Source organism: Arthrobacter liuii (assembly GCF_014639275.1).
Classification (GTDB): Bacteria; Actinomycetota; Actinomycetes; order Actinomycetales; family Micrococcaceae; genus Arthrobacter; species Arthrobacter liuii.
On sequence record NZ_BMFW01000041.1, the window covers coordinates 1 to 26,451 of the forward strand.

27 protein-coding genes and 3 riboswitches are annotated in these 26,451 nt (G+C 65.8%); of the genes, 17 read left to right on the top strand and 10 right to left on the bottom strand.

The genetic code is table 11. The features are described from left to right. From IEW19_RS21150 to gcvP, 5 genes are all read right to left on the bottom strand, one after another. Positions 1–142 (bottom strand): serine dehydratase beta chain (locus IEW19_RS21150; protein WP_308420021.1); only part of this gene is annotated, 142 nt, incomplete at its 3' end. 273 nt (positions 143–415) lie between these two features. Beyond that, positions 416–1,738: a serine hydroxymethyltransferase gene (gene glyA, locus IEW19_RS21155; protein ID WP_308420025.1), complete on the bottom strand. Its 1,323-nt coding sequence runs from the start codon at positions 1,736–1,738 to the stop codon at positions 416–418. After that, a complete protein-coding gene (gcvH, locus tag IEW19_RS21160) occupies positions 1,735–2,118 on the bottom strand; it encodes a glycine cleavage system protein GcvH (RefSeq protein WP_188573536.1) in 384 nt (127 codons plus the stop codon). The genes glyA and gcvH overlap by 4 nt, the downstream gene beginning before the upstream one ends. A gap of 129 nt (positions 2,119–2,247) precedes the next feature. After that, positions 2,248–3,360, bottom strand: a complete 1,113-nt coding sequence (gene gcvT, locus IEW19_RS21165) for a glycine cleavage system aminomethyltransferase GcvT (protein ID WP_188573537.1) — start codon at positions 3,358–3,360, stop codon at positions 2,248–2,250. Positions 3,361–3,369: 9 nt separating this feature from the next. Then, positions 3,370–6,222, bottom strand: a complete 2,853-nt coding sequence (gcvP, locus tag IEW19_RS21170) for an aminomethyl-transferring glycine dehydrogenase (RefSeq protein ID WP_188573538.1) — start codon at positions 6,220–6,222, stop codon at positions 3,370–3,372. A gap of 153 nt (positions 6,223–6,375) precedes the next feature. Continuing rightward, positions 6,376–6,475: riboswitch (glycine riboswitch) on the bottom strand. Between the two features lie 307 nt (positions 6,476–6,782). After that, positions 6,783–6,880: riboswitch (glycine riboswitch) on the top strand. 153 nt (positions 6,881–7,033) lie between these two features. Between gcvP and cycA the strand changes: the two genes are divergently transcribed. From cycA to IEW19_RS21195, 5 genes are all read left to right on the top strand, one after another. Beyond that, complete coding sequence (gene cycA, locus IEW19_RS21175) at positions 7,034–8,545, top strand: D-serine/D-alanine/glycine transporter (RefSeq protein WP_188573539.1); 1,512 nt, start codon at positions 7,034–7,036, stop codon at positions 8,543–8,545. Then, a complete protein-coding gene (purU, locus tag IEW19_RS21180) occupies positions 8,542–9,453 on the top strand; it encodes a formyltetrahydrofolate deformylase (RefSeq protein ID WP_373283633.1) in 912 nt (303 codons plus the stop codon). Before cycA ends, purU begins: the two co-directional genes overlap by 4 nt. 92 nt (positions 9,454–9,545) lie before the next feature. Beyond that, positions 9,546–9,645: riboswitch (glycine riboswitch) on the top strand. A gap of 153 nt (positions 9,646–9,798) precedes the next feature. Beyond that, a complete protein-coding gene (locus tag IEW19_RS21185; RefSeq protein ID WP_188573540.1) occupies positions 9,799–10,662 on the top strand; it encodes a methylenetetrahydrofolate reductase in 864 nt (287 codons plus the stop codon). A 134-nt stretch (positions 10,663–10,796) separates the two neighbouring features. Next, on the top strand, positions 10,797–11,597 hold the full coding sequence (locus tag IEW19_RS21190) for a hypothetical protein (protein ID WP_188573559.1): 801 nt from the start codon (positions 10,797–10,799) through the stop codon (positions 11,595–11,597). Next, a complete protein-coding gene (locus IEW19_RS21195) occupies positions 11,581–12,330 on the top strand; it encodes a LamB/YcsF family protein (protein WP_188573541.1) in 750 nt (249 codons plus the stop codon). Before IEW19_RS21190 ends, IEW19_RS21195 begins: the two co-directional genes overlap by 17 nt. Positions 12,331–12,409: 79 nt before the next feature. On the opposite strand, the gene IEW19_RS21200 is transcribed toward IEW19_RS21195, so the two are convergent. Next, positions 12,410–13,765 carry a DUF445 domain-containing protein gene (locus IEW19_RS21200; protein WP_188573542.1) on the bottom strand — a complete coding sequence of 452 codons (1,356 nt, stop codon included), beginning with the start codon at positions 13,763–13,765 and terminating at the stop codon, positions 12,410–12,412. A 49-nt stretch (positions 13,766–13,814) separates the two neighbouring features. Here IEW19_RS21200 and IEW19_RS21205 point away from each other — a divergent pair, with 49 nt between their 5' ends. The 7 genes from IEW19_RS21205 (at position 13,815) to IEW19_RS21235 (ending at position 18,611) form a co-directional block, all read left to right on the top strand. After that, positions 13,815–14,714: a glycerophosphodiester phosphodiesterase gene (locus IEW19_RS21205; protein ID WP_188573543.1), complete on the top strand. Its 900-nt coding sequence runs from the start codon at positions 13,815–13,817 to the stop codon at positions 14,712–14,714. Positions 14,715–14,721: 7 nt separating this feature from the next. Continuing rightward, on the top strand, positions 14,722–16,062 hold the full coding sequence (locus IEW19_RS21210; protein WP_188573544.1) for a CoA transferase: 1,341 nt from the start codon (positions 14,722–14,724) through the stop codon (positions 16,060–16,062). 78 nt (positions 16,063–16,140) lie between these two features. Then, positions 16,141–16,662: a DoxX family protein gene (locus IEW19_RS21215; protein ID WP_373283634.1), complete on the top strand. Its 522-nt coding sequence runs from the start codon at positions 16,141–16,143 to the stop codon at positions 16,660–16,662. Continuing rightward, positions 16,659–17,450, top strand: coding sequence for an AzlC family ABC transporter permease (locus IEW19_RS21220; protein ID WP_188573545.1), 792 nt, complete (start codon positions 16,659–16,661; stop codon positions 17,448–17,450). The genes IEW19_RS21215 and IEW19_RS21220 overlap by 4 nt, the downstream gene beginning before the upstream one ends. Next, a complete protein-coding gene (locus IEW19_RS21225; protein ID WP_188573546.1) occupies positions 17,447–17,758 on the top strand; it encodes an AzlD domain-containing protein in 312 nt (103 codons plus the stop codon). Before IEW19_RS21220 ends, IEW19_RS21225 begins: the two co-directional genes overlap by 4 nt. A 249-nt stretch (positions 17,759–18,007) precedes the next feature. Continuing rightward, positions 18,008–18,130, top strand: a complete 123-nt coding sequence (locus IEW19_RS24010; protein ID WP_268236316.1) for a hypothetical protein — start codon at positions 18,008–18,010, stop codon at positions 18,128–18,130. Positions 18,131–18,212: 82 nt separating this feature from the next. Next, a complete protein-coding gene (locus IEW19_RS21235) occupies positions 18,213–18,611 on the top strand; it encodes a hypothetical protein (RefSeq protein ID WP_188573548.1) in 399 nt (132 codons plus the stop codon). A gap of 60 nt (positions 18,612–18,671) precedes the next feature. Here the strand turns inward: IEW19_RS21235 and IEW19_RS21240 are convergent, their stop codons facing one another. Both IEW19_RS21240 and IEW19_RS21245 read right to left on the bottom strand, forming a co-directional pair. After that, on the bottom strand, positions 18,672–18,896 hold the full coding sequence (locus IEW19_RS21240; RefSeq protein WP_188573549.1) for a hypothetical protein: 225 nt from the start codon (positions 18,894–18,896) through the stop codon (positions 18,672–18,674). Positions 18,897–19,100: 204 nt separating this feature from the next. Continuing rightward, on the bottom strand, positions 19,101–19,757 hold the full coding sequence (locus IEW19_RS21245) for a TetR/AcrR family transcriptional regulator (RefSeq protein ID WP_188573550.1): 657 nt from the start codon (positions 19,755–19,757) through the stop codon (positions 19,101–19,103). A 123-nt stretch (positions 19,758–19,880) separates the two neighbouring features. Between IEW19_RS21245 and IEW19_RS21250 the strand changes: the two genes are divergently transcribed. The 5 genes from IEW19_RS21250 to IEW19_RS21270 all read left to right on the top strand — a co-directional run bounded on the left by IEW19_RS21250 (position 19,881) and on the right by IEW19_RS21270 (position 24,266). Beyond that, on the top strand, positions 19,881–20,204 hold the full coding sequence (locus tag IEW19_RS21250) for a thiamine-binding protein (RefSeq protein WP_188573551.1): 324 nt from the start codon (positions 19,881–19,883) through the stop codon (positions 20,202–20,204). 61 nt (positions 20,205–20,265) lie between these two features. Continuing rightward, a complete protein-coding gene (locus tag IEW19_RS21255; RefSeq protein WP_188573552.1) occupies positions 20,266–20,958 on the top strand; it encodes an O-methyltransferase in 693 nt (230 codons plus the stop codon). 52 nt (positions 20,959–21,010) lie between these two features. Further along, positions 21,011–22,099, top strand: a complete 1,089-nt coding sequence (locus tag IEW19_RS21260; RefSeq protein WP_373283635.1) for an acyl-CoA dehydrogenase family protein — start codon at positions 21,011–21,013, stop codon at positions 22,097–22,099. Then, the gene (locus tag IEW19_RS21265; RefSeq protein ID WP_188573553.1) at positions 22,093–23,472 is read left to right on the top strand and encodes a PIG-L family deacetylase; all 1,380 of its coding nucleotides are present in this window, start codon (positions 22,093–22,095) and stop codon (positions 23,470–23,472) included. Before IEW19_RS21260 ends, IEW19_RS21265 begins: the two co-directional genes overlap by 7 nt. Next, positions 23,469–24,266 carry a glycosyltransferase family 2 protein gene (locus IEW19_RS21270; RefSeq protein ID WP_188573554.1) on the top strand — a complete coding sequence of 266 codons (798 nt, stop codon included), beginning with the start codon at positions 23,469–23,471 and terminating at the stop codon, positions 24,264–24,266. The genes IEW19_RS21265 and IEW19_RS21270 overlap by 4 nt, the downstream gene beginning before the upstream one ends. 143 nt (positions 24,267–24,409) lie before the next feature. Here IEW19_RS21270 and IEW19_RS21275 read toward each other — a convergent pair whose 3' ends face one another. Then, positions 24,410–24,667: a hypothetical protein gene (locus IEW19_RS21275; RefSeq protein WP_188573555.1), complete on the bottom strand. Its 258-nt coding sequence runs from the start codon at positions 24,665–24,667 to the stop codon at positions 24,410–24,412. 320 nt (positions 24,668–24,987) lie between these two features. Next, positions 24,988–26,226 carry a YihY/virulence factor BrkB family protein gene (locus IEW19_RS21280; RefSeq protein WP_188573556.1) on the bottom strand — a complete coding sequence of 413 codons (1,239 nt, stop codon included), beginning with the start codon at positions 26,224–26,226 and terminating at the stop codon, positions 24,988–24,990. Positions 26,227–26,451: the final 225 nt, after the last annotated feature.

Consider the following 26,451-nt stretch of genomic DNA (forward strand, 5'->3'; position numbering starts at 1 on the left):
CCCGCAGAGACCCCACCCGCGCCAGGACCCCGGACGCCTTGAGCTCCTCCGCGAACACGGCAGCAGCCCGCATCGGCCCCACAGTATGGGAAGACGAAGGCCCAATCCCGATACTAAACAGATCAAAAACGCCAACAGCCACGCGAACGGTTCCTAACTAGACAGGTGTTTGGTTGGGTTTAGACAGGCTCAACCAACGAAAGGCGACATAGGCACAAGGGGTCGGCGGAGCCGGACTTTTCGAAAGCCTGCGTCAAAGCGAGGAACGAGCAGCAGGCGTGAAAATGTCCGGTCCGCCGGTCCCGGTGGTGACCACGCCGTCCGGGTTCCCTGGCCGAGCTGGCGAGGAACGAGCAGCACGCGTGAAAATGTCCGGTCCGCCGACGCGGACGCGGACGCAACTACGGTAGTGCACTTAGGCGAGGTTGGTGATTGACGGGTAAAGCGGGTGGGCCGTTGCGAGGGCCTCTACGCGGTGACGCAGCCCGGAAAGGTCTGCGTCGGCGTCGGCGATCAATGCCTCGGCGATGATGTCCGCAACCTCCCGGAAGGCTTCCTCGCCGAAGCCGCGCGTTGCCAGCGCGGGCGTGCCGATCCGCAGGCCCGAGGTGACCATCGGCGGACGCGGATCGAACGGGACGGCGTTGCGGTTGACGGTGATGTCGATCGCGGCGAGCCGGTCTTCGGCCTGCTGCCCGTCGAGTTCGCAGTTGCGCAGGTCCACCAGGACCAGGTGCACATCCGTGCCGCCGGAGACCACGCTGATTCCCTTGGCCGTGACGTCGGGCTGGACCAGGCGCTCGGCGAGGATCCGGGCACCGGCGAGGACGCGCTCCTGCCGCTCGCGGAATTCTTCGGACGCGGCGATCTTGAACGCCACGGCCTTGCCGGCGATCACGTGCTCCAGCGGCCCGCCCTGCTGGCCGGGGAACACGGCGGAGTTGATCTTCTTGGCGATGTCGGCGTCGTTGGACAGGATGATCCCGCCGCGCGGACCGGCCAGGGTCTTGTGCGTGGTGGACGTGGTGACGTGGGCGTGCGGCACGGGGGAAGGGTGCAGGCCCGCGGCCACGAGCCCGGCGAAGTGCGCCATGTCCACCATCAGGTACGCGCCCACGGAGTCGGCGATCCGGCGGAACTCCGCGAAGTCCAGCTGGCGGGCATACGCTGACCAGCCGGCCACGATCAACTGCGGCTTGTGCTCCTGCGCCAGCCGCTCCACCTCAGCCATGTCGATGGTGTGGGTATCTTCGCGGACCTGGTACGGGACCACGTTGTACAGCTTGCCGGAGAAATTGATCCGCATGCCGTGGGTCAGGTGGCCGCCGTGGGCCAGGTTCAGGCCCATGATGGTGTCGCCGGGCTTGATCAGCGCGTGCATCACCGAGGCGTTCGCCTGGGCACCGGAGTGCGGCTGGACGTTGGCGAACCCAGCGCCGAACAGGGCCTTGACCCGGTCGATTGCCAGCTGCTCGATGACATCCACGTGCTCGCAGCCGCCGTAATAGCGCTTGCCCGGGTAACCCTCGGCGTACTTGTTGGTCAGCACCGAGCCCTGCGCCTGCATGACCGCGGCGGCGGTGTGGTTCTCGGACGCGATCATCTCCAGGCCGTCGCGCTGGCGGCCCAGTTCGTCGTCGATCTTTGCCGCGATCTCCGGGTCCAGGACGGACAGGTCCGCGTTGAGGCTCGGGGAAACTACCTGCTCGAACACTGCGGTGTCAGCGGGGGCACTCACAGTTCGCCGCCGTTCGCTTCGGCGTATTCCTCTGCGGAGAGCAGCGGACCCTCTTCAGTGACGGTGACCTTGAAGAGCCAGCCGGCGCCGTACGGATCGTTGTTGATCACGGCAGGGTCGGACACCACGCCGTCGTTGATCTCGATGACTTCACCGGTGACCGGCGCGTAGAGGTCCGAGACGGACTTAGTGGCTTCGATCTCGCCGCAGGTCTCGCCCGCGGTCACAGTGGAGCCAACCTCGGGCAGGTCCACGTAGACGATGTCGCCCAGCGCTTCGGCGGCAACAGCGGAGACGCCCACCACGGACGGCCCGGAGCCGTCAGCGGCGATCCATTCGTGCTCGGCGGAGTACTTCAGTTCAGCGGCAACTTTTGCCATGGTGTGTTTCCTTAAGTTTGGTGTTCAAAGAGGGAGGAGTGAGCCGGTGGGACTGGTATCCGGCAGCGTGTGTCAAAGCGAGGAACGAGCCGCACGCAGAGGATGTCAGCCCCACCGGAACCCGAGGACTTATTTTTGGCGCTTGTAGAACGGCAGGGCAACAACTTCGAAGGGCTCGGCCTTGCCGCGCAGGTCCACATCCAGTGCAGTGCCCAGCTCTGCGTGCTCGACGTCGACGTAGGCCAGTGCAACAGGGTAGCCAAGGGTGGGGCTGGGCTGGCCGGAGGTCACCTCGCCCACCATGTTGCCGTCCTTGAGGACGGGGTAGCCACTCCGGCCGGCGCGTCGGCCCAGGCCCTTCAGGCCGACGAGCTTGCGCTTGGAGCCGGACTCCTTGGCTGCCTCGAGTGCGGCCCGGCCCACGAAGTCGCCTTCCTTGGACTTGAGCGCCACCACGGGGCCAAGCCCGGCGTCGAACGGGGAACGCTCAAGCGACAGCTCGTTGCCGTACAGCGGCATGCCAGCCTCAAGGCGGAGTGAGTCGCGCGATGCGAGGCCGCAGGGAATGATGCCAAACTCTTCGCCGGCCTGGGCCACGGACTCCCACAGGGAAGCGGCGCCTTCATTCGGCAGGAAGAGCTCAAAGCCGTCTTCGCCGGTGTAGCCGGTGCGGGCCAGGATGACGCCCTGTCCTGCGACGGTCAGCTCGTTGAACGCGTAGTACTTCAGATCGGTGACCAGGGCGTGCTGGGACTCATCCGTCAGCTTCAGCAGGATAGCCTCGGCCTTGGGTCCCTGGACGGCGACGAGGGAGGTAGCCGCCGAAGCGTCCTCCACCGTCACGTCGAAGTTGGCTGCCCGTTCGGCGAGGGCGGCCGCCACGGTGGGGGCGTTGCCGGCGTTGGGGACCACCAGGTACTTTTCGTCGCCGAAACGGTAGGTGATGAGGTCGTCAATGATGCCGCCGTCCTCATTGCAGATCAGCGAGTACTTGGCCTTGCCGTCCGCGATAGCGGACAGATTGCCCACCAGGGCGTAGTCCAGGAAGGCGCCGGCTTCGGGGCCCGTGACCCATACTTCGCCCATGTGGGAGAGGTCGAACAGGCCGGCCGCCTTGCGGACGGCGTGGTGTTCGGCCAGTTCGGAGCTGTACTTGAGCGGCATCTGCCAGCCACCGAAGTCGGTGAAGGAGGCGCCAAGCTTCTTGTGCTCTTCGTAGAGAGCCGTGTAGTTCTCAGTCATGGGGGATCCTTAGTTTTCGAACTCGGACAGCGGCGGGCAGGAGCAGATCAGGTTCCGGTCTCCACCGGCGCCGTCGATCCGGCCTACCGGCGGGAAGTACTTGTCCTGCTTGAGGTGGTGGACGGGGAAGACGGCCTGCTCACGGCTGTACTGGCGGGTCCATTCGGAGTTCACGACGGCGGACGCGGTGTGGGGTGCGTTGCGCAGCGGGGAGTCCTGGACAGTGAAGTCGCCGTTGGCCACCTGGTCGATTTCCTTGCGGATGGTGATCATTGCTTCGATGAAACGGTCGATCTCGGCCAGGTCCTCGGACTCGGTGGGCTCCACCATCAGGGTGCCCGCCACCGGGAATGCCAGGGTGGGGGCGTGGAAACCAAAGTCGATGAGGCGCTTGGCCACGTCCTCGGCAGTGACCCCGGTCCTGGCGGTCAGCTCGCGCAGGTCCAGGATGCACTCGTGGGCCACCAGGCCGCCTTCGCCGGTGTACAGAACGGGGAAATACTCGTTGAGGCGGGACGCCACGTAGTTCGCAGCGAGCAGGGCTGACTTGGTGGCCTCGGTCAGGCCCTCGCCACCCATCAGCTTCACGTACGCCCAGGAGATCGGCAGGACGCCGGCGGAACCGAAGTTCGAGGCGCTGATGGCCACGCCGTGGCCTTCCTCATGCGCTGCCTTGTTAGCATCGCCGGGCATGAACGGGGCCAGGTGGGCCTTGGCTGCGACAGGCCCGACGCCGGGTCCGCCGCCGCCGTGCGGGATGCAGAAGGTCTTGTGCAGGTTCAGGTGGGATACGTCGCCGCCGAACTTGCCCGGCTGGGCCAGGCCCACCAGGGCGTTCAGGTTGGCGCCGTCAACGTAGACCTGGCCGCCGGCGGCGTGGACAGCCTCGCAGATCTCAGTCACGTCCGCGTCGTAGACACCGTGGGTGGACGGGTAGGTGATCATGATCGCCGAGAGGACGTCCTTGTTCGCCTCGATCTTCGCGTACAGGTCCTCGTGGTCGATCGTGCCGTCCGCGGCGGTGGCAACGACTACGACCTTCATGCCCGCCAGGACTGCGGAGGCGGCGTTGGTGCCGTGGGCCGATGCCGGGATGAGGCAGACGTCGCGCTGGGTGTCACCGTTGGCACGGTGGTAGCCGCGGATGGCCAACAGGCCGGCGAGCTCGCCCTGGGATCCGGCGTTCGGCTGCAGCGACACCTGGTCGTAACCGGTGATTTCCGCCAGGTCGGCCTCCAGTCCACTGATCAGTTCACGCCAGCCTTTGGTCTGGGAGTCCGGGGCGAAGGGGTGGATGGAGGCGAACTCCGGCCAGGAGATGGCTTCCATCTCGGCGGTGGCGTTCAATTTCATGGTGCAGGAGCCCAGCGGGATCATGGTGCGGTCCAGCGCCAGGTCCCGGTCCGAGAGCCTACGGATGTAGCGCAGCAGCTGGGTTTCGGACCGGTGGGTGTTGAAGACCGGGTGCTGCATGAACTCAGAAGTGCGGAGCACCTCGGACGGCAGGTCGAAGCCCTTCGCGTCCACGACGGGACCGGCGCCGAAGGCGACGGCGATCGCGGAGAGGATTTCCGGCGTCGTGGTTTCATCCGTTGAGACACCGATGGTGTCGGTGTCGATGAAGCGAAGGTTGATGCCGCGTGCTTCAGCCGCAGTGATGACCTTGGCGGCCTTGCCGGGAACGGAGACCGTGACAGTGTCGAAGAAGGTCTCGGTGGCCAGTTCCCGCCCGGCGACCTTGAGGGTAGTGGCGAGCGCGCGGGCGTTGTTGTGGACGCGCTCGGCAATGGCCTTCAGTCCGTCCGGTCCGTGGTAGACGGCGTAGAAGGAGGAGACGATGGCCAGCAGTGCCTGTGCGGTGCAGATGTTGGATGTGGCCTTTTCCCGGCGGATGTGCTGCTCGCGGGTCTGCAGCGCCAGGCGGTAGGCCGGGAGGCCGGCGTCGTCCTTGGACACGCCCACCAGGCGGCCGGGCATGGAACGCTCCAGGCCCTTTGCCACCGCCATGTACGCGGCGTGCGGGCCGCCGAAGAACAGGGGGACACCGAAACGCTGCGTAGAGCCGACCGCGATGTCTGCGCCCTGCTCGCCGGGAGGGGTGATCAGGGTCAGTGCCAGCAAGTCGGCGGCGACCGTGACCAGAGCGCCGCGCTCCTTCGCTTCGGAGATGACGCCTGCGTGGTTGAACACACGGCCGGATACGCCCGGCTGCTGGAGCACGATGCCGTTGATGGCACCTTCAGGCAGGCCCTTGGACAGGTCGGCGACCTCCACCTCGAAGCCGAGCGCCTCGGCGCGGCCCTTGACGATGGCAATGGTCTGCGGGAGGACATCGGCGTCCAGGACGGTCTTGCCGTCGCGGGCGTCTTTGTTCTTGTTGGCACGGCGCATCATGAGGACGGCTTCGGCCACGGCCGTTGCTTCATCCAGCAGGGAGGCGTTGGCGATGGGGAGTCCCACCAGGTCCTGGACCATGGTCTGGAAGTTCAGCAGCGCCTCGAGCCGGCCCTGGGAGATCTCCGGCTGGTACGGCGTGTACGCGGTGTACCACGCCGGGGCCTCCAGGACATTCCGGCGGATCACAGCGGGGGTGATGGTGTCGTAGTAGCCCTGGCCGATCATCTGTACGGCGGTCGTGTTCTTGGCGGCAAGCCTGCGCAGTTCCGCAAGCACCTCAACCTCGCTCAGGGCGCCCTTGAGTGCCAGCGGCTTGGACTGGCGGATCGAATTGGGGACAGCGATGTCCACCAGGCCGCCAACGCTGTCGTAGCCAACGGCCTTGAGCATGGTGTCGACGTCAGCCTGGCGGCGTGCACCAATATGCCGGTCCGCAAAGGCAGACGGAAGGGATTGAATCGTCATGAGGAACTCCAGGTTTGGCCGGCCACGAATGGCACGGCATGGATCGGGTCCCTCCCCGCTCTGTATTGGACCTGAGAGATTCCGCAGACCCTTCAAGGGCCTGCTTGCACCGTCGGTGAATGCTGCCTGAGCAGCACTGCTTTCCAGAGTCGCCTCGCCGTGACGGTACATGGGCCTGAGAGATTCCTGGGGAGGATTTGCTCCTACGGCGCCTGCCCGGTGATGGCCGGGAGAACTCTCCCGCCACAGCTCGAAAGGCATATTGAAATGTGGGTGATTCGGCTCACAAGCTACAGGATGACGGCCCCGGGGGCAAGTTGGCCGTCATGAACCACGCCGGCAGGAGCGTTACGGATGGCGTAATGCTGGGCTTGACTTTTGTTCGTGACGGACGCCACACTGAACCCCGTGATCTGACCGGGCAACGGAACTGGCCCAAAGGACGCTGGGCGCTCCGTTCACCGGCCGGGATCACAGGAGGCCCAAAATCCGCGCTGTGGCTGAAAGTCCACAGCGGATGCACTCCGATAACTGAAAACTGATTTACCAAGCAACGCTTTTGACCTGCGGCGGGAGAGCCCTGCCGGTACGTTCAGCAGGCGCCGTAGGAGCAAATCCTCCCCAGGAAACTCTCAGGCCCACGTACCGCCGCGGTGAGGCAACTCTGGAAAGCAGCCAGGCCCTGTCCTGGCTCACCGACGGTGCAAGCACGCCATCCCGGCGAGTGGAAACTCTCAGGTCCCAGACAGAGCGGGGAGGAAATCCAATCTTTGCGACACCCCGGGTGCCGCTCGAACGATGGAGTTCCTCAATGACGACCCATTCCCCGACGTCCCCCGGCGGCGGAGCCCCGCACCTGGAGCGGCAGCTCAGCAACCGCCACATCCAACTGATCGCCATCGGCGGCGCGATCGGCACCGGCCTCTTCATGGGTTCCGGCAAGACCATTTCCGCGGCCGGCCCCTCCGTGATCTTTGTGTACATGATCATCGGATTCATGCTGTTCTTCGTCATGCGCGCCATGGGTGAACTGCTGCTCAGCAACCTCAACTACAAGTCCTTCAGCGACTTTGCCGCAGACCTGCTGGGTCCGTGGGCCGGCTTCTTTACGGGCTGGACCTACTGGTTCTGCTGGGTCATCACCGGCATCGCCGATGTCATCGCCATCGCCGGCTACTCCCGTGAACTGTGGCCCGGGGTACCCCTGTGGATCCCCGGCCTGGCCACCGTGGCCATCCTGCTCCTCCTGAACCTCACCACCGTCAAGGCTTTTGGTGAGACGGAGTTCTGGTTCGCACTGATCAAGATCATCGCCATTGCTGCCCTGATCATCGTTGGCTTGTTCATGGTCTTCACCGGTTTCCAGTCCGACGCCGGCCCTGCCACCTTCACCAATTTGTGGAGCCACGGCGGCTTCTTCCCCAACGAATTCATGGGCTTTGTGGCAGGCTTCCAGATCGCCGTCTTCGCCTTCGTGGGCATCGAACTGGTGGGTACCACCGCCGCCGAGGCCAAGAACCCGGAGCGGAACCTGCCCAAGGCCATCAACTCCATCCCCATCCGTGTGCTCCTCTTCTACGTGGGCGCCCTCATCATCCTGATGGCCGTCACGCCCTGGACCCAGTTCCAGGCCGGCCACAGCCCGTTCATCGCCATGTTCTCGCTGGCCGGCCTTGGTGCCGCGGCCACCGTGGTGAACCTCGTGGTGCTGAGCTCCGCGATGTCCTCAGCGAACTCCGGCATCTACTCGACCTCCCGCATGGTCTTCGGCCTTGCCCAGGAAGGCGACGCCCCGGACGTCTTCGGCAAATTGTCCCGGCGGAAAGTACCCCAGAACGCACTGTTCCTTTCCTGCGTGCTGCTGCTGTCCGGCGTCGTCCTCATGTATGCGGGCCAGGACGTTGGGAAAGCCTTCGACATGGTGACCACCGTCTCCGCCGTCTGCTTCGTCTTTGTCTGGTCGATCATCCTGGCCAGCTACATCGCTTTCCGCCGCCGCCGGCCACACCTGCATGAGGCATCGAAGTTCAAGATGCCCGGCGGTATCGCCATGGTCTGGGTAGTCTTCGCATTCTTTGCCTTCGTGCTCTGGGCCCTGACCACGCAGCCCGACACGCTGGTGGCCCTGTTGGTCACCCCGGTGTGGTTCGTCCTGCTGGGCGCCGCATGGTTCGTCCTCCGCCGCCGGCCCGCGCACCAGGCCCGTTTCGCCACGTTCCAGGCTGAGCTGCAGGCAGACCAGGACTTCACTGACGCCGCATCAGGCAGGACGACGCGGCAGGGTGCCGCGGCAGAAGCAGTCGAAGAGCGGGTCGAACGGTGATCGGCACCGAGGCCCGTCCATCCGAGGCCAGCCGGCTCCAAGCCACCCCTCCGGAAACGGGCAGGGAATTCGTGCTGACGTTCCACTGCCCGGATGCCCTGGGGATTGTCCAGGCGGTGGCTGCATTCCTGCTGGAGCAGGAATGCTACATCGTGGACATCAAGCAGTTCGGCGACAGGGCGAGCGGCAGGTTCTTCATGCGCATCCATGTCACCTCCCAGGTTGATGTGGAAACCGCCCGGCTCCGGGCCGGTTTCGAGCAGGTGGCCCAGGAATGGCAGATGGATTGGCGCCTGGAACGCCACGGACGGAAGCAGCCCATCCTGGTGATGGTTTCCAAGTACGAGCACTGCCTTAACGACCTCCTCTTCCGCGCCCGCAGTGGCGAGTTGCCCGTGGAGATAGCCGCCGTGGTGTCAAACCACCCTGACCTGGAACCGCTCGCCGCCTGGCATGGTGTTCCTTTCCATCACATCCCCGTGACGCCGGAAACAAAGGCTGATGCGGAGGAACGCCTGCTGGATTTGGTGGACCACTTCGCCGTGGAACTGGTGGTGCTTGCCCGCTACATGCAGGTGCTCAGCGATGAGGCCACCACCCGCCTGAGTGGAAAGGCCATCAACATCCACCACTCGTTCCTGCCCAGTTTCAAAGGTGCCAAGCCCTACCACCAGGCCTTTGAACGCGGTGTCAAAACGGTGGGGGCCACAGCGCACTACGTCAACTCCGAGCTCGATGAGGGACCCATCATTTCGCAGCAGGTCATCGAGGTGGACCACACCTACTCGGCGGCGGACCTGGTCACCGTTGGCCGCGACGCCGAATGCAAGGCGCTTACGAATGCGGTCCGGTGGCATGCGGAAGGACGGATCGTCCTCTCCGGCAACCGGACGGTCATCCTCCGCTGACTGCAGGTCCCTTGAGCGGCCGGCGCCATACTCCCGTCCAGCTACGGGGCCTGGCGCCGGCCGCCGCACCACCACATCTGAATACAGCCTTTCGAGCTGTGGCGGGAGAGTTCTCCCGGCCATCACCGGGCAGGCGCCGTAGGAGCAAATCCTCCCCAGGAATCTCTCAGGCCCACGTACCGTCACGGCGAGGCGACTCTGGAAAGCAGTGCTGCTCAGGCAGCATTCACCGACGGTGCAAGCAGGCCCTTGAAGGGTCTGCGGAATCTCTCAGGTCCAATACAGAGGGGGGAGGGACCCGATCCATGCCGTGCCATTCGTGGCCGGCCAAACCTGGAGTTCCTCATGACGATTCAATCGCCCACGACAGCAGCCGCTCCTTCATTGTCTGAGCAGCGGCAGGCCGACCTGCCGGCGCAGGGGCAGGCCGACAGTTCCGGGGATAAGGCGCTGCCGGTCCGGCTGCAGGTCATTCCGTCCGAGGGCATCGCCGCCCGCGTCCAGGCCAACGCTCCCGCCGGGACAGCCCTGACGGTTACCTGCCTGCCCCACCAAGGGGTAGGGCCCACCATCCGGGCCGCCATCGAGCTTGCCTACCTTGGCTACGAGGTTGTCCCGCACTTGGCCGCACGGAGCGTCGAAAGCCGTGATCAACTCGCAGGCATAGTCCGGAACTGCCACGACGCCGGCATTACCGAAGTCTTCGCCGTTGGCGGTGACGCGGGGAAACCAGCGGGACCATATGAAAGCAGCCTCCCGGTGCTGGAGGACCTCGCTGAGTTGTCCGGCGGGACGATCCGGGCCGGCGTGGCGGGTTACCCGGAAGGGCACCCAGGCCAAAGCGAACTGCACATGCTTGATGCCCTGCTGGAAAAGCAGCATTTGGCCTCCTCAGTGGTGACGCAGCTGTGCTTTTCAGCCTCCCGCGTCCAGTGGTACGCCGAAACGCTGCGCCGGGAAGGGGTGCGGCTGCCCGTCTGGGCGGGAGTGGCCGGAGCAGTTCCCCGGGCCCACTTGATTTCGCTTGCCACGAAGATCGGTGTGGGCCCGTCCCTCAAATTCCTGGACCGCCGGGGTCCCCTTGGCCGCCGCCTGCTCAAGGGCGGACACTACTCACCCCAGTCCGTCCTCGCGGAACTGCAATGCGGCGGGTTGGTGGAAGGCATCCACCTTTACACCTTCAACCACCTGGCCGGCCCCACCAACTAAAGTGCCGGCCACGGCCACGGCCACGGCGGGCCGGGACTTCGGAACTGAAAGTTCAGCATGCTTAGTGTTTATCCACATAGGATGGAATGGCACGGCAGCCTACCCGCTGCAGGTCGATTTGAATGAAGGTGACCATGGCCCGGCGCAGCAACCCCGCAGTACGCATCGCACAGGAAACCGCACACAATGCAATGTTCGACGCCGATGGCAAGCCCAAGCCCGGCGTCCACAACATGCTCCTGAAAGCAGTGCAGATCCAGCGGCCCTTGGTGGTCGGCTACATTCGTTTGCTCCAAAAGCGGCATCCGCGGGCCACCGCCGCGCAGCTGGCGGATATCGCCGAGCGGGACTACCTGCGGGCGGTTACCGGTGGGGGCGCCCTGGTGGGCGCCAGCGCCGTCGTCCCGGGTGTTGGCACTGTGGCGTCGCTGGGACTTTCCGCGGCCGCCACCGTAGGTTTCCTGGAAGCAACGGCCCTTTACGCAACCTCGCTGGCAGAGCTGCACGGCATCCGCCTCACCAACCCCGAGAAGGCCGGCACCATGGTCATGGCCATCATGCTCGGCGAGGAAGGGACAGCCCTGCTGGGATCCCTCAGCGGGCAGGCATCCGGCAGTGCCACCAACACCTGGGGCAACGCGCTCTCCAAATCCATGGTGATGCCGGGATTCGGCAGTGTTAGGAAGAGAATCCAGCAGGCCTTCCTCAAGAACCTGCTGAAGCGCCAGGGGACTGCTTTGTTCGGCCGTGCGCTCCCGTTCGGCATAGGGGCCGTTGTGGGCGGAGCCGGTAACCTCGTGATGGGCCGTGCGGTGGCCAAGAACGCCCGGGAGGCGTTTGGGCCGATGCCGGACACCATTCCGGGGGAGCTGACCCCTGCTCCCGGGCCGGACAACCAGACTCTGGAAGGCAACATACTTGGATCTCAACGCTGACGTAGGCCAATCATTCGGCTCCTGGACCGCAGGAGGCGATCCGGCAATGTTCCAGCTCGTCACCAGTGCCAACGTGGCCTGCGGTTTCCACGCAGGCGACCCCGTCACCATGCTGGACAGCTGCCGGGCAGCGTACGAACTCGATGTCACCGTAGGCGCACACGTTGGTTACCGCGATATGGCGGGCTTCGGCCGGCGCTCGCTGGACATGAGCTTTGATGAACTCTTTGGCGACGTGCTGTACCAGCTTGGCGCGCTCGACGGTGTTGCCCACGCCGTGGGAGCCTCGGTGGACTTCGTGAAGCCGCACGGTGCGCTGTATGACACGCTGACCGATGACGCCGAGCAGGCCTCCGCCCTGGTGGCCGCGGTGAACGCCTACGATCCAGGCCTTCCCATCCTGGGCTTCCCGGGCTCGGAGCTGTTGAAGCAGGCCAAGGAGGCTGGCCACCCTGTGTTCACCGAGGCCTTCGCTGACCGCGCCTACTTCGCCGACGGCAGCCTGGTGCCGCTTTCACGGGAAGACGCCATACTGCACGACGTCGACACGATCGTTGAGCGGGCGGTCCGCCTGGCAACAAAAGGCGAAGTGGTGGCCATCGACGGATCCGTAGTCACGATCCAGCCGGACTCCCTGCGCCTGCAGGGCGGCAGCCCCGGCGCCGTGGAGACGGCAGCCCGCATTCGGGCAGGACTTGAAGCTGCAGGCGTAGGGCTCGAGTCGTTCGCATAGGCGGCAATGCTGCCGGATCCCATCCCGCCGCTGCTTCCGCTGGAAGTAGCACCCTGGCCGCGTCCCGCCGTTGTACTTCTTACCCAAAAATCAGCTGCGCCACCGTGAAGATCGCCAGCCCGGCCAGGGACCCCACTACCGTGCCGTTGATGCGGATGAACTGAAGGTCCTTGCCCACCTGCAGTTCGATCTTCTGCGACGTTTCCTCGGCATCCCAGCGCGCCACTGTGTCCGTGATGACCCCGGCGATGTCTGAGCGGTAGGTCCGGACCAGGTAACCCGCGGCGTCGCCGATCCAGGCGTTGACCTTCCCCGCCAGTTCCGGGTCTTCCACAAGCCGCGACCCGAAATCGCGCACCGCTGCCTTGAACTTGATGGTGAGTTCGCTGTCGGGATCGTCCACTGCGCCCAGCAGCGCGTTCTTGACCGTACCCCACGTGCGGGAGGCGAGTTCGCGCACCTCCGGGTCACCCAGGACCTGTGCCTTGATGTCCTCCGCGCGTGCAATCATCGCGGGATCATGCTGCAGGTCCTGCGCAAGGTCGTTGAGGTACTTGTCGATCGACTGGCGCACCTGGTGGCGGGGGTCGGCCTGGACGGCACGCACGAACTTCAGGATCTCGAGGTAGACCTTGTCGCCCACCAGCCCGTCCACGAACTGCGGAACCCAGGTGGGGGAGCGGTCCGACACCAAGCGGGTCACGGTCTCGTGGTTGTCGTCCACCCAGTCCGCTGCGCGGTCCACCAGGAGGTCCACCAGCGTGTGATGGTGGCCGTCGTGGAAAATCCGCTCCGCCAGCCTGCCCGCCGGAGGTCCCCACGGCGGAGCCAGCAGGTGCTTGCGCACCATGCCTTCAATGACTGACTGGACGTCGTCGTCATTCAAAACCTTGAAGGCGCCGCGAATAACGGCCGCACCTTCCTTGGCCACGCGGTCGGCGCCGCCGGGCGCAGCCAGCCACTGACCCGCCCGGCGGGCGATGTTGACGCTCGCCAGCTTGTCCTGGACCACCTGCTCGGAAAGGAAATTGGTCTCCACGAATTCGCCCAGGGAAGCGCCAATCTGGTTTTTCCGGCGGGGAATGATGGCGGTGTGCGGAATCTTGATGCCCATGGGGTACTTGAACAGGGCTGTCACGGCGAACCAGTCGGCCAGCGCACCCACCATGCCGCCCTCGGCCGCCGCACGCACGTACTGCAGCCATGGATGGTCCTTTTGCAGCGCGAACGCGAAGACAAATATCACGGCCATGGCGACCAGCAGGCTTAGGGCCAGCAGCTTCATCTTCCGCAGCGCGGCCGCCTTTTCGGCGTCGCCGGCACCGAGCTGGCGGCTTACGACGGCGCCTGCCGCCTTGGTGCCCGCCTGCTGCACTGCTTCGGTGGGTGCTTCCTGCGTGGTTGGCCCGGTAGTTGCCTCAGAGTTCACCTGCATGTGCCAAGCCTAGCCCCGAAGGTACGGGCCGGTCGGCTACCGTGTTTCCATGACAACTGACGAGTCCGTGCCGCACCGGCCGCTGGTCTTTGCCCACCGCGGTTCCAGCGGCGCCTATGCCGAACACACCCGCGCCGCCTACCTGCAGGCCCTGGCCGACGGGGCCGACGGCGTTGAATGCGATGTCCACCTGACCCGGGACCAGCACCTGGTCCTGCTCCACGACGCCAACCTGGACCGAACCTCGGACGGGACGGGGCCGGTGGCCGACCGGACCTTGCAGGAGCTGCGCCAGCTGGATTTCTCGTCGTGGAAGGGCGTCCGCATCCCGGAAGCGTACGGGGCGCGCTCGGAGCAGCTCCTCACCGTCCCTGAGCTGCTGGACATCCTCCGCGGAGCGGGCCGCCCCGTGAAACTCGCCATCGAGCTCAAGCACCCCAGCCCCTACCAGCTCAAACTGGAGGACCGGTTGCTGGAGGTGCTCCGCAGCGAGGGCTGGGAGCCGCAAAGCTCCACTGTGGACAACGTGGCCGTGACCTTCATGAGTTTCAGCCCGGATTCTGTCCGGCACCTGCTCGGTTCCGTCCCGCCGCAGTACATCTGCCAGCTCGTGGACGATCTCACCATCCACGAGATCCGTGGCGGACTGGGCGTAGGGCCGATTACCGGTGGCGCCATCGCCAACCTGATGAAGGCTGCCCAGCTGGAGGGCGAACGGATCCTGGACGACCGAGAGGTGGGCATGGCCGGGCCTGGCATCGACTACGTCCGCGAGCGCCCGGACACCGTGCGCCGCTGGCTGGACTCCGGCCGGCGCTTCCGGGTGTGGACCGTGGACTCTCCGGAGGACGTGGCGCTCTGCCAGGATTTAGGCATCCAGGAGATCACCACCAACGTGCCGGGCCGTGTCCTTGACCAGCTCCGGGTGGCCTCGCCGCAGGGAAAGTAGGGCGCGCATGGACGCCGTCGGCACTTTCTCCCCGCGCAGGTGGTGGACCGGGCCGCTCGACGTCGAAGGCTTGGCACTGCAGTCGGTAGGAGCCGCGGTGGAGGCGCTGAACCTGTACGGGCGTACGCCTGGCCGCTTCAGCACCACGCCGGCGCTGACCGCGGCCGCCTTCGATTCCTTTGGGCACCTTCGGATCTCAGGGCGCAAACCGCAGGGCTTCGCGCCACTTTCGGGTTTCCGGCGCACTGCCGACGGCTGGATCCGGCTCCATGCCAACTACCCGCACCACGAGCAGCGGCTGCTGCATGCGCTGGGCGCCACCTCCGCGGAAGGGGTGGAACGGGAGCTTCGCACCATGCATGCGCTGGAGGCCGAAGCCCTGATCCAGGGCAGCGGTGGGATTGCCGCAGCCGTCAGGACACGCAGCGAATGGCTTGCCTCGGACATGGGCCGTGCTGCGGGCGCTGGCCCCTGGATCGCCCTGGAACTCGCGGACGGCACAACTGCCGGCCTGGGGCTTCAGGACTTTGTTGCGGCCGCAGCTATCGGCGGCGGCAACAGGCTGCCCCTCAACGGATTGCCTTTGGACGGACTGCGGATCCTGGACCTGACCCGGGTGATCGCAGGGCCGGTGGCCACGCGCCTGCTGGCAGCGCTCGGAGCAGGCGTCCTGCGGATCGACCCGCCCGCCTTTCCCGAAATCGGGGACCAGTTCGTGGACACGGCCTTCGGCAAGCGCAGCGCGGAGGCCGACCTCGGGCTCCCGGAGAACCAGGGCCAGCTCCGGCAACTGCTGGCCGGTGCGGACATGGTGGTCACCGGTTACCGGCACGGCGCCCTGGACCGCTTTGGGCTCAACCCGCGGGAACTGCTGGCAGCACATCCGGGGCTGGTGGTTATCACCCTGGACAGCTGGGGCAGCAGCGGGCCGTGGAGCGGCCTGCGCGGCTTCGACAGCATCGTCCAGGCTGCCAGCGGAATCGCAAACCTTTACGGCAAAGAGGATGACGACGGCGGGTGGCGCCCGGGTGCCCTTCCGGTGCAGGCACTGGACCATGCCACGGGTTACGGCATAGCTGCGGCCGCCGTCCGCCTCCTGGACGGACGCCGGCAGACGGGGAGTGGCGGCGCCGCACACCTGTCCCTTGCCCGCACCGCCGAGGAACTGTTCTCGTTGCCCAGGAACATGGAAAGCCCGGCGGAACTGCCCCGCCCCGAATACCGCACCCTGGACAGCAGCTACGGGCAGCTCCGCTATGTCGGCCCGCCGTTGCTCGCTGCGGGCCAACCGATGGACTATCGGTCCCCGCCACCGCCTTACGGAAGTTCGCCACCCGCCTGGCCATGAGGCATTACCGAACCGCCATGCCACCGGCGGGGCCCCGCCGGTTTCTGGCCGCCGCTTCGACTGTGATTGAGTGGTTCCATGTCCTTTCCCTGGTCCGGCCGTTTTGTTCGGAGTCTCCCTGTCAAGGGCCCGTCCGTTCAGAGCGCGGCCATCCAGGGCCTGTCCGCAGCTGCCATGGCAGCCCTCCTGCTGGCCAGCGCAAACAAGCATTTCAGGGATCCCGGCTTCTACCGGGACGTAGTTCCCGCCTACCTTTGCCGGCAGGACCCCGCTCCCGGTGCGGTCCAAAGCGGCATGGCCCAGCATCCGCTGGCCGTCCTGTCCCGGGACGAATGGATCGCCGTAAGCGGCCTGCTGGAACTGGCAGCCGCCGTCGGAATCCTCCTGCCGCCCACCCGAAGGCTGACAGCGACAGCCCTGGCCGCGATGTTCACCGCTTTCCTGGCCGGGCACGTCGACGCCCTGATCAGGGCGTACGGACCACAGGGCACACCCCGCCGGCGGAAGATCCACACCGCGCGGCTACCGTTCCAGGCGCCGCTGATCCTGTGGGCCTGGAGCTTGCGTAAACACGGAAGCAAGCCCGGCGGCCAGCCGTGAAACTGCTGGCCTCGCCTGCGGTCAGGGTGGGAATTTCCATCAGCATCGCCACCGGCCTGTATGGGGTGTCTTTCGGGGCGCTGGCAGTGACGTCCGGGCTCAACTTCTGGCAGGCCATGGCCCTGAGCCTGCTCCTCTTCAGCGGTGGTTCGCAGTTCGCGTTCATCGGCGTGGTGGCAGGTGGAGGTTCGGGCATCGCTGCCATGAGTGCCGCGACCCTCCTGGGCATGCGCAACGGCATCTACGGCATGCAGCTGAACGCTCTGCTGCGGCCCACCGGCTGGCGCAAGTACATCGGCGCCCAGCTGACCATCGATGAATCCACAGCCACCAGCACGGGCCAGGCGGATCCCGCGGAGCAGCGCCGTGGATTCTGGACCGCCGGAGTTGGCGTCTACGTGTTGTGGAACCTCTTCACGGCCGTGGGGGCGCTCGCCGGCAGCGGGTTGGGCGATCCCAAGCAGTGGGGGCTTGATGGTGCAGCGGTCGCCGCCTTCCTTGCGCTGCTCTGGCCCCGGCTCAAGGGCCGGGAGCCCATCGCAATCGCGGCGGTGTGTGCCGTGGCCACCGTGGTTGCCGTTCCCTTTGTGCCGGCCGGGGTACCTATCCTGGTGGCCGCAGTGGTGGCAGCGCTCGTGGGCTGGTTCAGCCATGGCCGCCGTGACGAAGGCCTGGAACCGGACGTGGAGCCTTACGGCGCACACCGCCCTGGCCATCACCAGGGCGGAGACAGCCACGGAGCTGGAGTGCAGCGCAAGGAAGGCACGGATCCGGGGGCAGATGCATGAGTCTCTGGATCTGGCTCTTAATCGCCTGCGCGCTTGCCTATGCATGGAAAATCATGGGGTACTTCGTTCCCGCCAGGTTCCTTGAGGATCCGCGTACATCACGCATTGCCGGAACCATGACCATCGGCCTGCTTGCTTCCCTGACAGTGGTGAATGCGGTGGTATCCGGCCAGGCGCTTGCCGCGGACGCCAGGCTGGGCGCCCTTGCCGCTGCTGCGATCGCGCTGGTGCTGCGGGCACCATTCCTGGTGGTGGTCATCGCCGGAGCCGGCACCGCAGCACTGCTGAGGGTAGCGGGCTGGAGCTGAATTGGCAGGGCCTTGCACAAAGTGGTGACGCAGGTCACTTTACTGCCGGGGTGCCGGTTGTACTATGAGATCGGCTTATGCAGTTGGCCATGGCATTCCTTATGAACGGCAACCATGGAAAATCAGCTGCATCCGGCAGGGGGCATAGCGGGCAGGCCCCGCCACAGGAACCCCCGACGGCGGGCGGGCCTACCTGCCAAGCGCTTCTTTAGGCGCTTTTCCGGCCTGTCGGACGTACCGGACGAGGACTTGGAACTTCTCTCCCAACGGATCCGTACGGCACTTGACCTGGATCCGTCGTCGTCCGTTCCGGCCCTGCAGGCACTGGTGCGCCGGGAGATCCGCAAGCGGGGAGAGTCGGGCAACGCTTAGCGGCCCGCATTCCGGGTGCCATATGTGGTGCACTGGAAGAGAGGCAGCCCACACCCAGGCGGCCACCAAAGGAGGAATCGAGATGGACGAACAGTCACGGCCTGTTGAGCCGCGGGACGACCAGGGCACCGAGGACACCGGAAAGAACCTTGGGGAAGAGCAGGGCGCGGGAGCACCGGCAGCAGAACAGTCCGCAAAGCCGCGTGCCGCCTATCTTGATCCCCGTGGCTCGGAATCAACCCGGGAACTGCGGGACACCGCAAGGAGGCGCCGGGATGCCGAGGAGAAACTCCAGCAGCACCTGATGGAAGCGAAGGACCACGTTCCCAACGAGTTCCATGAGCATCACGGACATGAACATGCCGGACATGAACACCTTGGGACAGGGCGCCAGGTTTCCCACCACCCCGAAGACAGGACCGAGGAAAGCACCAAAGGTGGGGCAACGGGCGCTGGGGAAACGGGCGGGGAAAAACCCTGACAACCGGGCGGCACTGACCGGCGGCCAGGTGCTGGTGAAGCCGTGGGTAATGGCGGTTGGTTATGCCACCCCGTGGGCGGCGCCGTCAGGGGAAACGGACCGGCGGGAGCTTTCCTCCACGCCCATGTCATACCACACCTGCGCGCCAAACTCAGGCTCAGGGGTATCAAGGTTCTGGTAGAGGGCGTCAAGCAGTTCGACGAGCTCTCCGTTTGTCAGCGTAGGCAGGACGTCCTCAGGCCCGAGGGGACCGGCGATGTAGTGGAGAAGCTTTGGGTGGTTCATCTCGGTGCTGCCGTCGAAGGGCGGATAGGCGCGAAGTGCATGGGTCGCTCCAGGTGGAAGTACCGAGGCTGGCTGCCTAACCCCAAGCTCGAGTGTATTGCACCTGCCCACTGCTAACAACGGAATTGGCCAACACCGCAACCGGCAAAGACGAAGCGTGCTGAACCGGACGGCAGGTACGTGGCGGCGCCGAAGCGGCAGGCTCTACTCCGGGCGGGCCCCGGGCCGCAGTTGGACAGTTGGGATTCCAGGGGCAGCCGGGACGGGTACCAACACGGGAAGCGGGCGCGACGGGCGGACTGTACGGATGGCATCCTCCACCAGGGCCAGCGGCCGGCGCCAGGCATCAGAACCGGGCTCCATGGTGTCCACTACGCCGATCAGCATGGCCAGCAGCCGGAACATGTCCGTCATGGAGATGTCCGTGCGCAGGCTGCCCTGGCCTTGCCCGCGCGCCAGCAGGACGCTGATGGATTCCATGAGCGAACCTGTGATTCCGGTGAGCAGCTCGCGCCGGCCGGCCACGGCACACAGCAGGTTCGCATCGTCGCTCGCCGCCGCCATCAGGGCTTCGAGGACGCGCAGGAGGCCTGCAGCGGCATCGATATCGGCCAGGGCGCCGTCCATGACGGGGTCCACGGTGAACCGGAGTTGCCGGTTAAGTGCTGCAAGCACAAGTTCTTCCTTGTCCGCGAAGTTGCGGAACAGGGTGGCCGGGCCCACGCCGGCGGTGGTTGCGATGGTCTGGAGCGGTACTTCCGGGCCGAACTGCCGGAAGCACTGGCGCGCCGCCGTGATGATTTTGTCCACGTTCCGCGCTGCGTCTGCGCGGAGGGGTTTTCGGGCGACTGCGAGGCTCATGCCCAAAAGGTTAGCAACGGAGCCTGCGGCCAACACGGTTACTTCAGGGTAGGCGCTTATGTGACGGCGGCCCGCGGCGTTCCGGCCTGCGGGCCCCCGCGGCCGCATGCGAGACTGGGGAGCATGTTGCTTGCATTTTCTGTTGCTCCGTCAGGCGTTCCCAGCGAAGGGTCCAGGCCCAACGATGCGTCAGTACACGACGCCGTTGCGGCCGCCGTGAAGATCGTCCGGGAGTCCGGGCTGCCCAACCAGACGGACTCCATGTTCACCACCATCGAAGGCGACTGGGACGAAGTGTTCGACGTCGTAAAACGTGCCACCGAGGCCGTGGGGCGCTACGGCAGCCGTGTTTCGCTGGTGATCAAAGCCGACATCAGGCCTGGATACAGCGGTGAGCTGACGGCGAAAGTCGAGCGCCTGGAGGGCGCCCTGGCGCAGGAGCCCTAAGCCTGGCAGGAGGGGCCAAAGTATCTGGACCCCCGGGGACGCCGCGTGCCAAACTGTGCCCATGTTCGAGCACAAGCCCCGGCCGGAATGGATTGCCGCCGAGGAGTTTCTCTCCACTGCGGTGGTGCATCCGGACGAGGCTGTCCAGCAGGCCATCCACGCTGCCGCCGAGGCCGGGATGCCGGCCATCGAGGTGGCACCCAACGCCGGGAAGCTCCTGAAGCTCCTTGTTCAGCTGTCCGGAGCCCGCCGCATTCTGGAGATCGGGACGCTGGCGGGTTACAGCACCATCTGGATGGGCCGGGGACTTCCCCGCAACGGGACACTGGTCACCTGCGAATACCTGCCCCAGCACGCGGAGGTGGCGTGGGCGAACATCGATGCCGCCGGCTTGGGTGAAAAGGTGGAAATCCGGCTGGGCCCTGCACTGGATACCCTGGCTGCCCTCGAAGAAGAGGAGAGGGAACCGTTCGACTTCATCTTCATCGACGCCGACAAGCAAAACAACAGCCGCTACCTTGACTGGGCCGTCAGGCTGGGCAGGCCGGGGGCCGCCGTCGTACTGGACAACACGATCTGGGAGGGTGCCGTCCTGGACCCTGACATCGACCCGGTCAACGCGCCCGGCATCATCGAGGCGCTCAAGCTGCTCGGCGCCCACCCACGGCTGGACGCCACGGTCATCCAGACGGTCGGCTCCAAAGGCTGGGACGGGTTCGCACTGGCGCGCATCCTCCCGCAAAATAATAAGTAAGCTGAGGAGATGCGTCCGGTGCCCCATCGGACACCTTCGATGGAGGTCGTACTTGCAAGCGGCGCCTGCCCCCGTGCTCCTAAGCTCCACCCCCGCGGAGCTCTCCCCATGGATCTCAATCCTTGATTCAGTCGCTGCTGCAACTGGTGACGTCCCTGCCCTGCTGCGGCTGGCTGTCGAGGCGGGACGGACGTGGCCGCGGCCAGGCGAAGGACGCACGGCGGTGTTATGGGAGCTCCTGGCCTCTGTGGCTGCCACCGATGTGGCAGCGGCCCGGGTGTTCGAGCCGCACCTCGACGCCGTCGCCATTCTGGCCCAAGCCGCCCAGGAGTTTCCGGACGTCCATCCCATGCCGGACGCTGCCAGGGATGGGGCATGGGGTGTGTTTGCCGCGGAGGCGCCGGGGGCCAGGCTTGAAGCGCTCCCCGCGAGTACCGGGACCGTCCTCAGCGGGTCCAAGCCTTGGTGCTCCCTTGCCCGGCGCTTGGACCGCGCCATCATCACAGCCCACACGGACGACGGCGGGAGGGCGGCTTTCGCGGTCAGCCTTCGCCATTCCGGCGTGGCATGCGAGGAACCGGAGTGGATTGCGCGCGGGCTCCGGGAGATACCCAGTGGAAGCGTCCACTTCGACCGGGTCCCGGCGACGCCAGTGGGTGGAACCGGCTGGTACCACGGCCGGCCGGGATTTGCCTGGGGCGGGATGGGTGTCGCCGCCTGCTGGCTGGGCGGGGCAGTGGGCGTGGCGCGGGACTTCCGTACCGGACTGCTTGCAGGCGCCGACGCGGGGCGGGAACCGGACCAGCTGGCATTCGCCGCGCTCGGGGAGGTGGACCGCACCCTCACAGCTGCCCTGCAGTATCTTGCCCGGACCGCAGCGCGCCTGGACGATGGCACCCTCGGTAGTGGGCCGGGCCAAAGTACCTGGAGCGAGGCCCACCGCGTTCGCGGAACTGTTGCAGCCGCCGTCGAACGTGTCCTTCAACTGGTTGGCTCCAACCGCGGTCCGGGGCCGCTCGCATTCGAAGGACCGTACGCCAAGAGAATGGCGGACCTGGCGCTCTACGTCCGGCAGCATCACGGCGCACGGGACGATGCCCAACTGGGCAGGCTTGCGCTCAAGGGTGACTGCCCATGGTGACCTTCTCGCATACTGACCAGGGGACCAGCGAGGCAGCCTGGGCCGTGACAGCACTGGCGGCGGCACCCGAGGTTCCGCTCGCTCCCACCGAACTGGCGGGCATGCGCTTCGTGGTCCTGGCAGCGCATCCGGACGACGAAACACTCGGCGCCGGCGGGTTCATCGCCTCGCTGGTGGCCTTGGGAGCCGCGGTGGAAGTCCTGCTCTGCACAGCGGGGGAGGGATCGCATCCGGATTCGCCCACCACCACGCCGGAGCAACTGGCCACTGTCCGGGTGGCGGAGTTTTCCGCGGCCCTTGCCGCCCTGGGACTGGAGGATCACTGGACCTTCATCGGCTTGCCGGACCGCGGGCTTGGAAGCCATACGGAAGCCATCACCGCTGCCATCCGGGACGCTGCACAGCGGCTGCCCGGCGACGCGGGCCGGCTCGCCCTCGTGGCCCCGTATCGGGCTGACGGGCACGGCGACCACGATGCACTTGGTGCGGCGGCGGCAGAGGTTGCGCGGCAGGACGGCCATGCACTGCTGGAATATCCCATCTGGTTTTGGCACTGGGCCACACCCCAGGATAAGGACTGGCGCCCGTGGGTCCGCTTCCATCTGGATAGTCGTGCCCGCGAGGCCAAGAAGCGGGCCATGGCGGAGCACGCAACACAGGTACAGCCGCTGTCGCCGCTTCCCGGGGATGAAACACTGCTCAGCGGCCAATTCCTGGAGCACTTCTCGCGTGGCTACGAGGTATTCGCCTGGACGCCCGCGCAAAGTCCACCCGGCCGTTGGCATTCCAGCGCTGAGGCCGAGGCGGTCTTCGACGGCGTCCACAACGGCTCGGTGGATCCATGGAACTACACCGGGAGTTGGTACGAGCGGCGCAAGCGTGCACTCACCCTCGCGGCCCTTCCGGATGAATCCTATGCACGCGGCCTGGAAGTGGGCTGCTCCATCGGGACGTTGACGGCCTTGCTGGCCGCCCGGTGCCGTGCCCTGCTGGCGGTGGACGCCAGCGGGACCGCGGTGCGGCGGGCCCGTCAACTGCTGGAGGGCAGCCCCTGGGTGCAGGTGGAGCAGCGTGTCCTGCCTGAGTCCTGGCCCGGGGGAACGTTTGACCTGGTGGTGGTCTCCGAAGTGGGCTATTACCTTGCCGCCGATGAGTTGGCCCGGCTGTGGGACCGGATCGAGGAATCGCTGGAACCCGGCGGAACCCTGCTCCTGTGCCACTGGCGGCATCCCATAACCGGGTGGGAGCTCAACGGGGACACCGTCCACGCACTTGCGCGGCAGCGGCTGGGGTGGCGGACCGCCGGGCTTTACCAGGAACGGGACTTCGTGCTGGAAGTCCTGGTTGCTCCGGGCAGCGGGGCGACGGAATGACCAATGCGGCCCCTGGCGAAGATGCTTCAGAACAATCGGCTGTCCCGGGCATCAGCGGCATCCAGAGGGTTGCGGTTGTCATACCGGCGCACAATGAGGAGCAGCACCTGGAGCGCGCGCTGACCGCGGTCAGCGGCGCGGCGGACCGGGTCAAGGCGGAACTGCCGGATGTCGGCGTGCGCGTGGTGGTTGTCCTGGACCAATGCACCGACCGGTCCCCAACTGTGGCCGCGGAATTTGCTTCCGGGGACCCGCGGTACAGGGTCCTGCCGGTGAGCTTCGGGAGTGTGGGCAAGAGCAGGCAGGCCGGTGTCAGTGCGGCGTTGGAGAACGACGCCGGGACTCCCCAAGGGGCCGGAACAGGGGCAAGCGTCCCTATGCGGCGGATATGGCTGGCGAATACAGATGCCGATTCATGCGTGCCGGACCACTGGCTGGTTCGGCAATTGGAGCTGGCTGGTCTTGGTTCCGATGTTGTCCTTGGTACCGTGCAACCGGACCCGTGCGGCATGCACCACGAGATCTTGGCCCGCTGGCATGCCCGGCACGCCAGCGTCGAGAACCACTCCCATGTGTACGGTGCCAACCTTGGGGTCCGTGCCTCCGCCTACCTTGCCTCAGGTGGCTTCCCCGGTATCGACTTCGATGAAGACCGGGCGCTGGTTAACCGGCTTCGCAGGAGCGGCGCAGGCATTGTTGCCACCGACACTACCCGGGTCCTCACGTCAGGAAGGACTGCGGGACGGGCACCGCGGGGCTTCGCCGCTTATCTCCTGGCGCTTGCGCAGCCGTAGCCGGCGCCGTGCGGCGCGGCCGGACCGGCATGCGGAAAGGGCTGCTGCCTTTCGGCAACAGCCCCACCCGCGGACTCAGTCCGTCTTCATATGCGTTTCGGCATCCTGGCCTGACACGGCCTCCGGGCCATCCGTCCCGGCTGTCATACCAAGTCTGGAGCGCTGGCCACGATGTAGTCCGCCGCGGCAGGTCCGGTCATGGAGAGGTTATTGCTGTCAGGGTCGAACCCCGCGTCCTGCATAGCCTCCCACAGGGCCGCCGGCGGCTGCAGTTCAGCCTTGTGCAGGAGGCACCAGCTCGTGTACAGGCCGTAAAGTTCGTCGCGTCCGAGGCCCAACCCGGGCTCCCTGTCCGGGATAACTGCTTCGGCAAGAAACTGTTCAAAATGGGTAGCAGTCATTTCCGCTCATTCGGGTAGACCTTATTGCCGCCGTCTGCTTCAGCGGTCCTGCCGGCCCCCTAAGAAGTTACGGCAGAGTATTCAAGAAAGTATTGCACGTCAGCGCGCCTTGTCCATTCCCAACCGTGGAGCACGCAGATTGAGGGGGCCGACGGCGACTGGGGGGACTGGCCTCGGTCTCAGAAGAGGCCATCTCACCGCCGACCCCGCTTTACCCCGGGTGTATTGAAACCCGGGAAAACCAAACAGGACCTTCAAGATGAATTTTCCTCCATCTCGAAGGTCCTGCCTAGTCCCCTGTGCGGCTCTGCTGCCGCAGGCTAAGCGGTCCCGCTGCGTCGGCCCCCGTCATCGGCTTCACCGTTGCCCGCGCGGTGCTGCACCTTTTCACGGACCCTGTCCCGGTGGCTCTCCTCGGGGCGGTCACCGTTCTGCCCGTTCCCGGCAGGCTGTCCGTCCTGGCTGTCACCAGAGCCCTGCTGGCCCTCCTGGCCGTTGTCCGAGCTGTACTTCTCCCGGAGTTCACGGCCGTGCTTGACGTCCTCGTCCATCTGCTGCTGCAGCTTCTCGCTCTTCTTGGTGTCCCGCGGCGGCAGCTGGATGGTTTCTTCCGCCTTGATACCGGCCTGGAGTTCCCGCCCGCGCTCCACCTCGGCGTCGAACTCAGCGCCGAACAGGAGCGACATGTTCAGGATCCAGAGCCACAGCAGCATGATGATTACGCTGCCCAGGGCGCCGTAGGTCTTGTTGTAGTTGCCGAAGTTGCCCACGTAGAAACCGAAGCCCAGCGACGCAAGCAGGAAGATGACCAGGGCGATCGCAGAGCCCATGCTCATCCAGCGGAACTTGGGCTGCTTGACGTTGGGTGTGGCGTAGTAAAGCACCGCGATGATGGCAATGATCAGGACGATCATGATCGGCCATTTGACGATGTTCCAGACCGTGAGGAAGGCGCCGCTGAGGCCGATCAAGCCGCCCACTGCCTCGGAAACCGGCCCGCTGAGGACCAGCATGCCGGCCAGCAGCGCCACGATGGCCACGGCCAGGAGGGTTACGCCAAGCATGGTGCCGCGCAGCTTGACGAAGGCGCGGCCCTCATCCACCTCGTAGATCCGGTTCATGGCCCGGCCGAAAGCACCCACGTAGCCGGAGGCGGACCAGAGCGCCGTAACAATGCCGATTATCAGGGTGAACCCGGCCGCCGGGGCGCTGGTCAATTCGGACACGGGTCCGCTGATCGTATTGACCGTTTCTCCAGGAGCGAAACCGCGCACGATCTCCAGCAAGGCATTAGTGGTCTTTTGCGGATCGCCAAAGAGGCCAAGGAGCGACACCAACGCCAGCAGGGCGGGGAACAGCGAAAGAACTGCGTAATAGGTCAGGCTTGCTGCCAGGTCGGGGCACTGGTCCTTGCTGAACTCCCGGAGCGTCTTCTTGGCGATGTATTTCCAGGAGGGCTTATCCAGGTCCCTGGGGCTGCCGGGTTTCCTTGTGTCGTTTGGATCCGGTGCCTGGCCCGCCTTGGCGGTACTGGTCTCGGAATCGTCGTGAGTGGCCATTGGGTGTCCTCTCAATCAGGGGCGAAGCGAACAGGCCGGCCCGCGGGAAGCGATGCCGGCCTGTCGAACAGAGCTGTTGCCTTGCGGTGCCGCGAGGGGCGGATTAGGTGTTTTGGACGTTGTCTTTGGCGTCGGTGGTGCGGTCTTTGACGTCGGTGGCGGCTTGTTGGCCTTCGGTTTTGACGTTTTGGGCGGCGTCGGTGGCGGTGGCCTTGACGTTTTCCA

Excerpts from the sequence above, each read along its gene's own strand:
- gcvH (WP_188573536.1), bottom strand. The coding sequence starts at position 2,118 with ATGGCAAAAGTTGCCGCTGAACTGAAGTACTCCGCCGAGCACGAATGG.
- gcvT (WP_188573537.1), bottom strand. The coding sequence starts at position 3,360 with ATGACTGAGAACTACACGGCTCTCTACGAAGAGCACAAGAAGCTTGGC.
- gcvP (WP_188573538.1), bottom strand. The coding sequence starts at position 6,222 with ATGACGATTCAATCCCTTCCGTCTGCCTTTGCGGACCGGCATATTGGT.
- cycA (WP_188573539.1), top strand. The coding sequence starts at position 7,034 with ATGACGACCCATTCCCCGACGTCCCCCGGCGGCGGAGCCCCGCACCTG.
- IEW19_RS21185 (WP_188573540.1), top strand. The coding sequence starts at position 9,799 with ATGACGATTCAATCGCCCACGACAGCAGCCGCTCCTTCATTGTCTGAG.
- IEW19_RS21190 (WP_188573559.1), top strand. The coding sequence starts at position 10,797 with ATGGCCCGGCGCAGCAACCCCGCAGTACGCATCGCACAGGAAACCGCA.
- IEW19_RS21200 (WP_188573542.1), bottom strand. The coding sequence starts at position 13,765 with ATGCAGGTGAACTCTGAGGCAACTACCGGGCCAACCACGCAGGAAGCA.
- IEW19_RS21205 (WP_188573543.1), top strand. The coding sequence starts at position 13,815 with ATGACAACTGACGAGTCCGTGCCGCACCGGCCGCTGGTCTTTGCCCAC.
- IEW19_RS21210 (WP_188573544.1), top strand. The coding sequence starts at position 14,722 with ATGGACGCCGTCGGCACTTTCTCCCCGCGCAGGTGGTGGACCGGGCCG.
- IEW19_RS21215 (WP_373283634.1), top strand. The coding sequence starts at position 16,141 with ATGTCCTTTCCCTGGTCCGGCCGTTTTGTTCGGAGTCTCCCTGTCAAG.
- IEW19_RS21225 (WP_188573546.1), top strand. The coding sequence starts at position 17,447 with ATGAGTCTCTGGATCTGGCTCTTAATCGCCTGCGCGCTTGCCTATGCA.
- IEW19_RS21235 (WP_188573548.1), top strand. The coding sequence starts at position 18,213 with ATGGACGAACAGTCACGGCCTGTTGAGCCGCGGGACGACCAGGGCACC.
- IEW19_RS21240 (WP_188573549.1), bottom strand. The coding sequence starts at position 18,896 with ATGAACCACCCAAAGCTTCTCCACTACATCGCCGGTCCCCTCGGGCCT.
- IEW19_RS21245 (WP_188573550.1), bottom strand. The coding sequence starts at position 19,757 with ATGAGCCTCGCAGTCGCCCGAAAACCCCTCCGCGCAGACGCAGCGCGG.
- IEW19_RS21250 (WP_188573551.1), top strand. The coding sequence starts at position 19,881 with ATGTTGCTTGCATTTTCTGTTGCTCCGTCAGGCGTTCCCAGCGAAGGG.
- IEW19_RS21255 (WP_188573552.1), top strand. The coding sequence starts at position 20,266 with ATGTTCGAGCACAAGCCCCGGCCGGAATGGATTGCCGCCGAGGAGTTT.
- IEW19_RS21265 (WP_188573553.1), top strand. The coding sequence starts at position 22,093 with ATGGTGACCTTCTCGCATACTGACCAGGGGACCAGCGAGGCAGCCTGG.
- IEW19_RS21270 (WP_188573554.1), top strand. The coding sequence starts at position 23,469 with ATGACCAATGCGGCCCCTGGCGAAGATGCTTCAGAACAATCGGCTGTC.
- IEW19_RS21275 (WP_188573555.1), bottom strand. The coding sequence starts at position 24,667 with ATGACTGCTACCCATTTTGAACAGTTTCTTGCCGAAGCAGTTATCCCG.
- IEW19_RS21280 (WP_188573556.1), bottom strand. The coding sequence starts at position 26,226 with ATGGCCACTCACGACGATTCCGAGACCAGTACCGCCAAGGCGGGCCAG.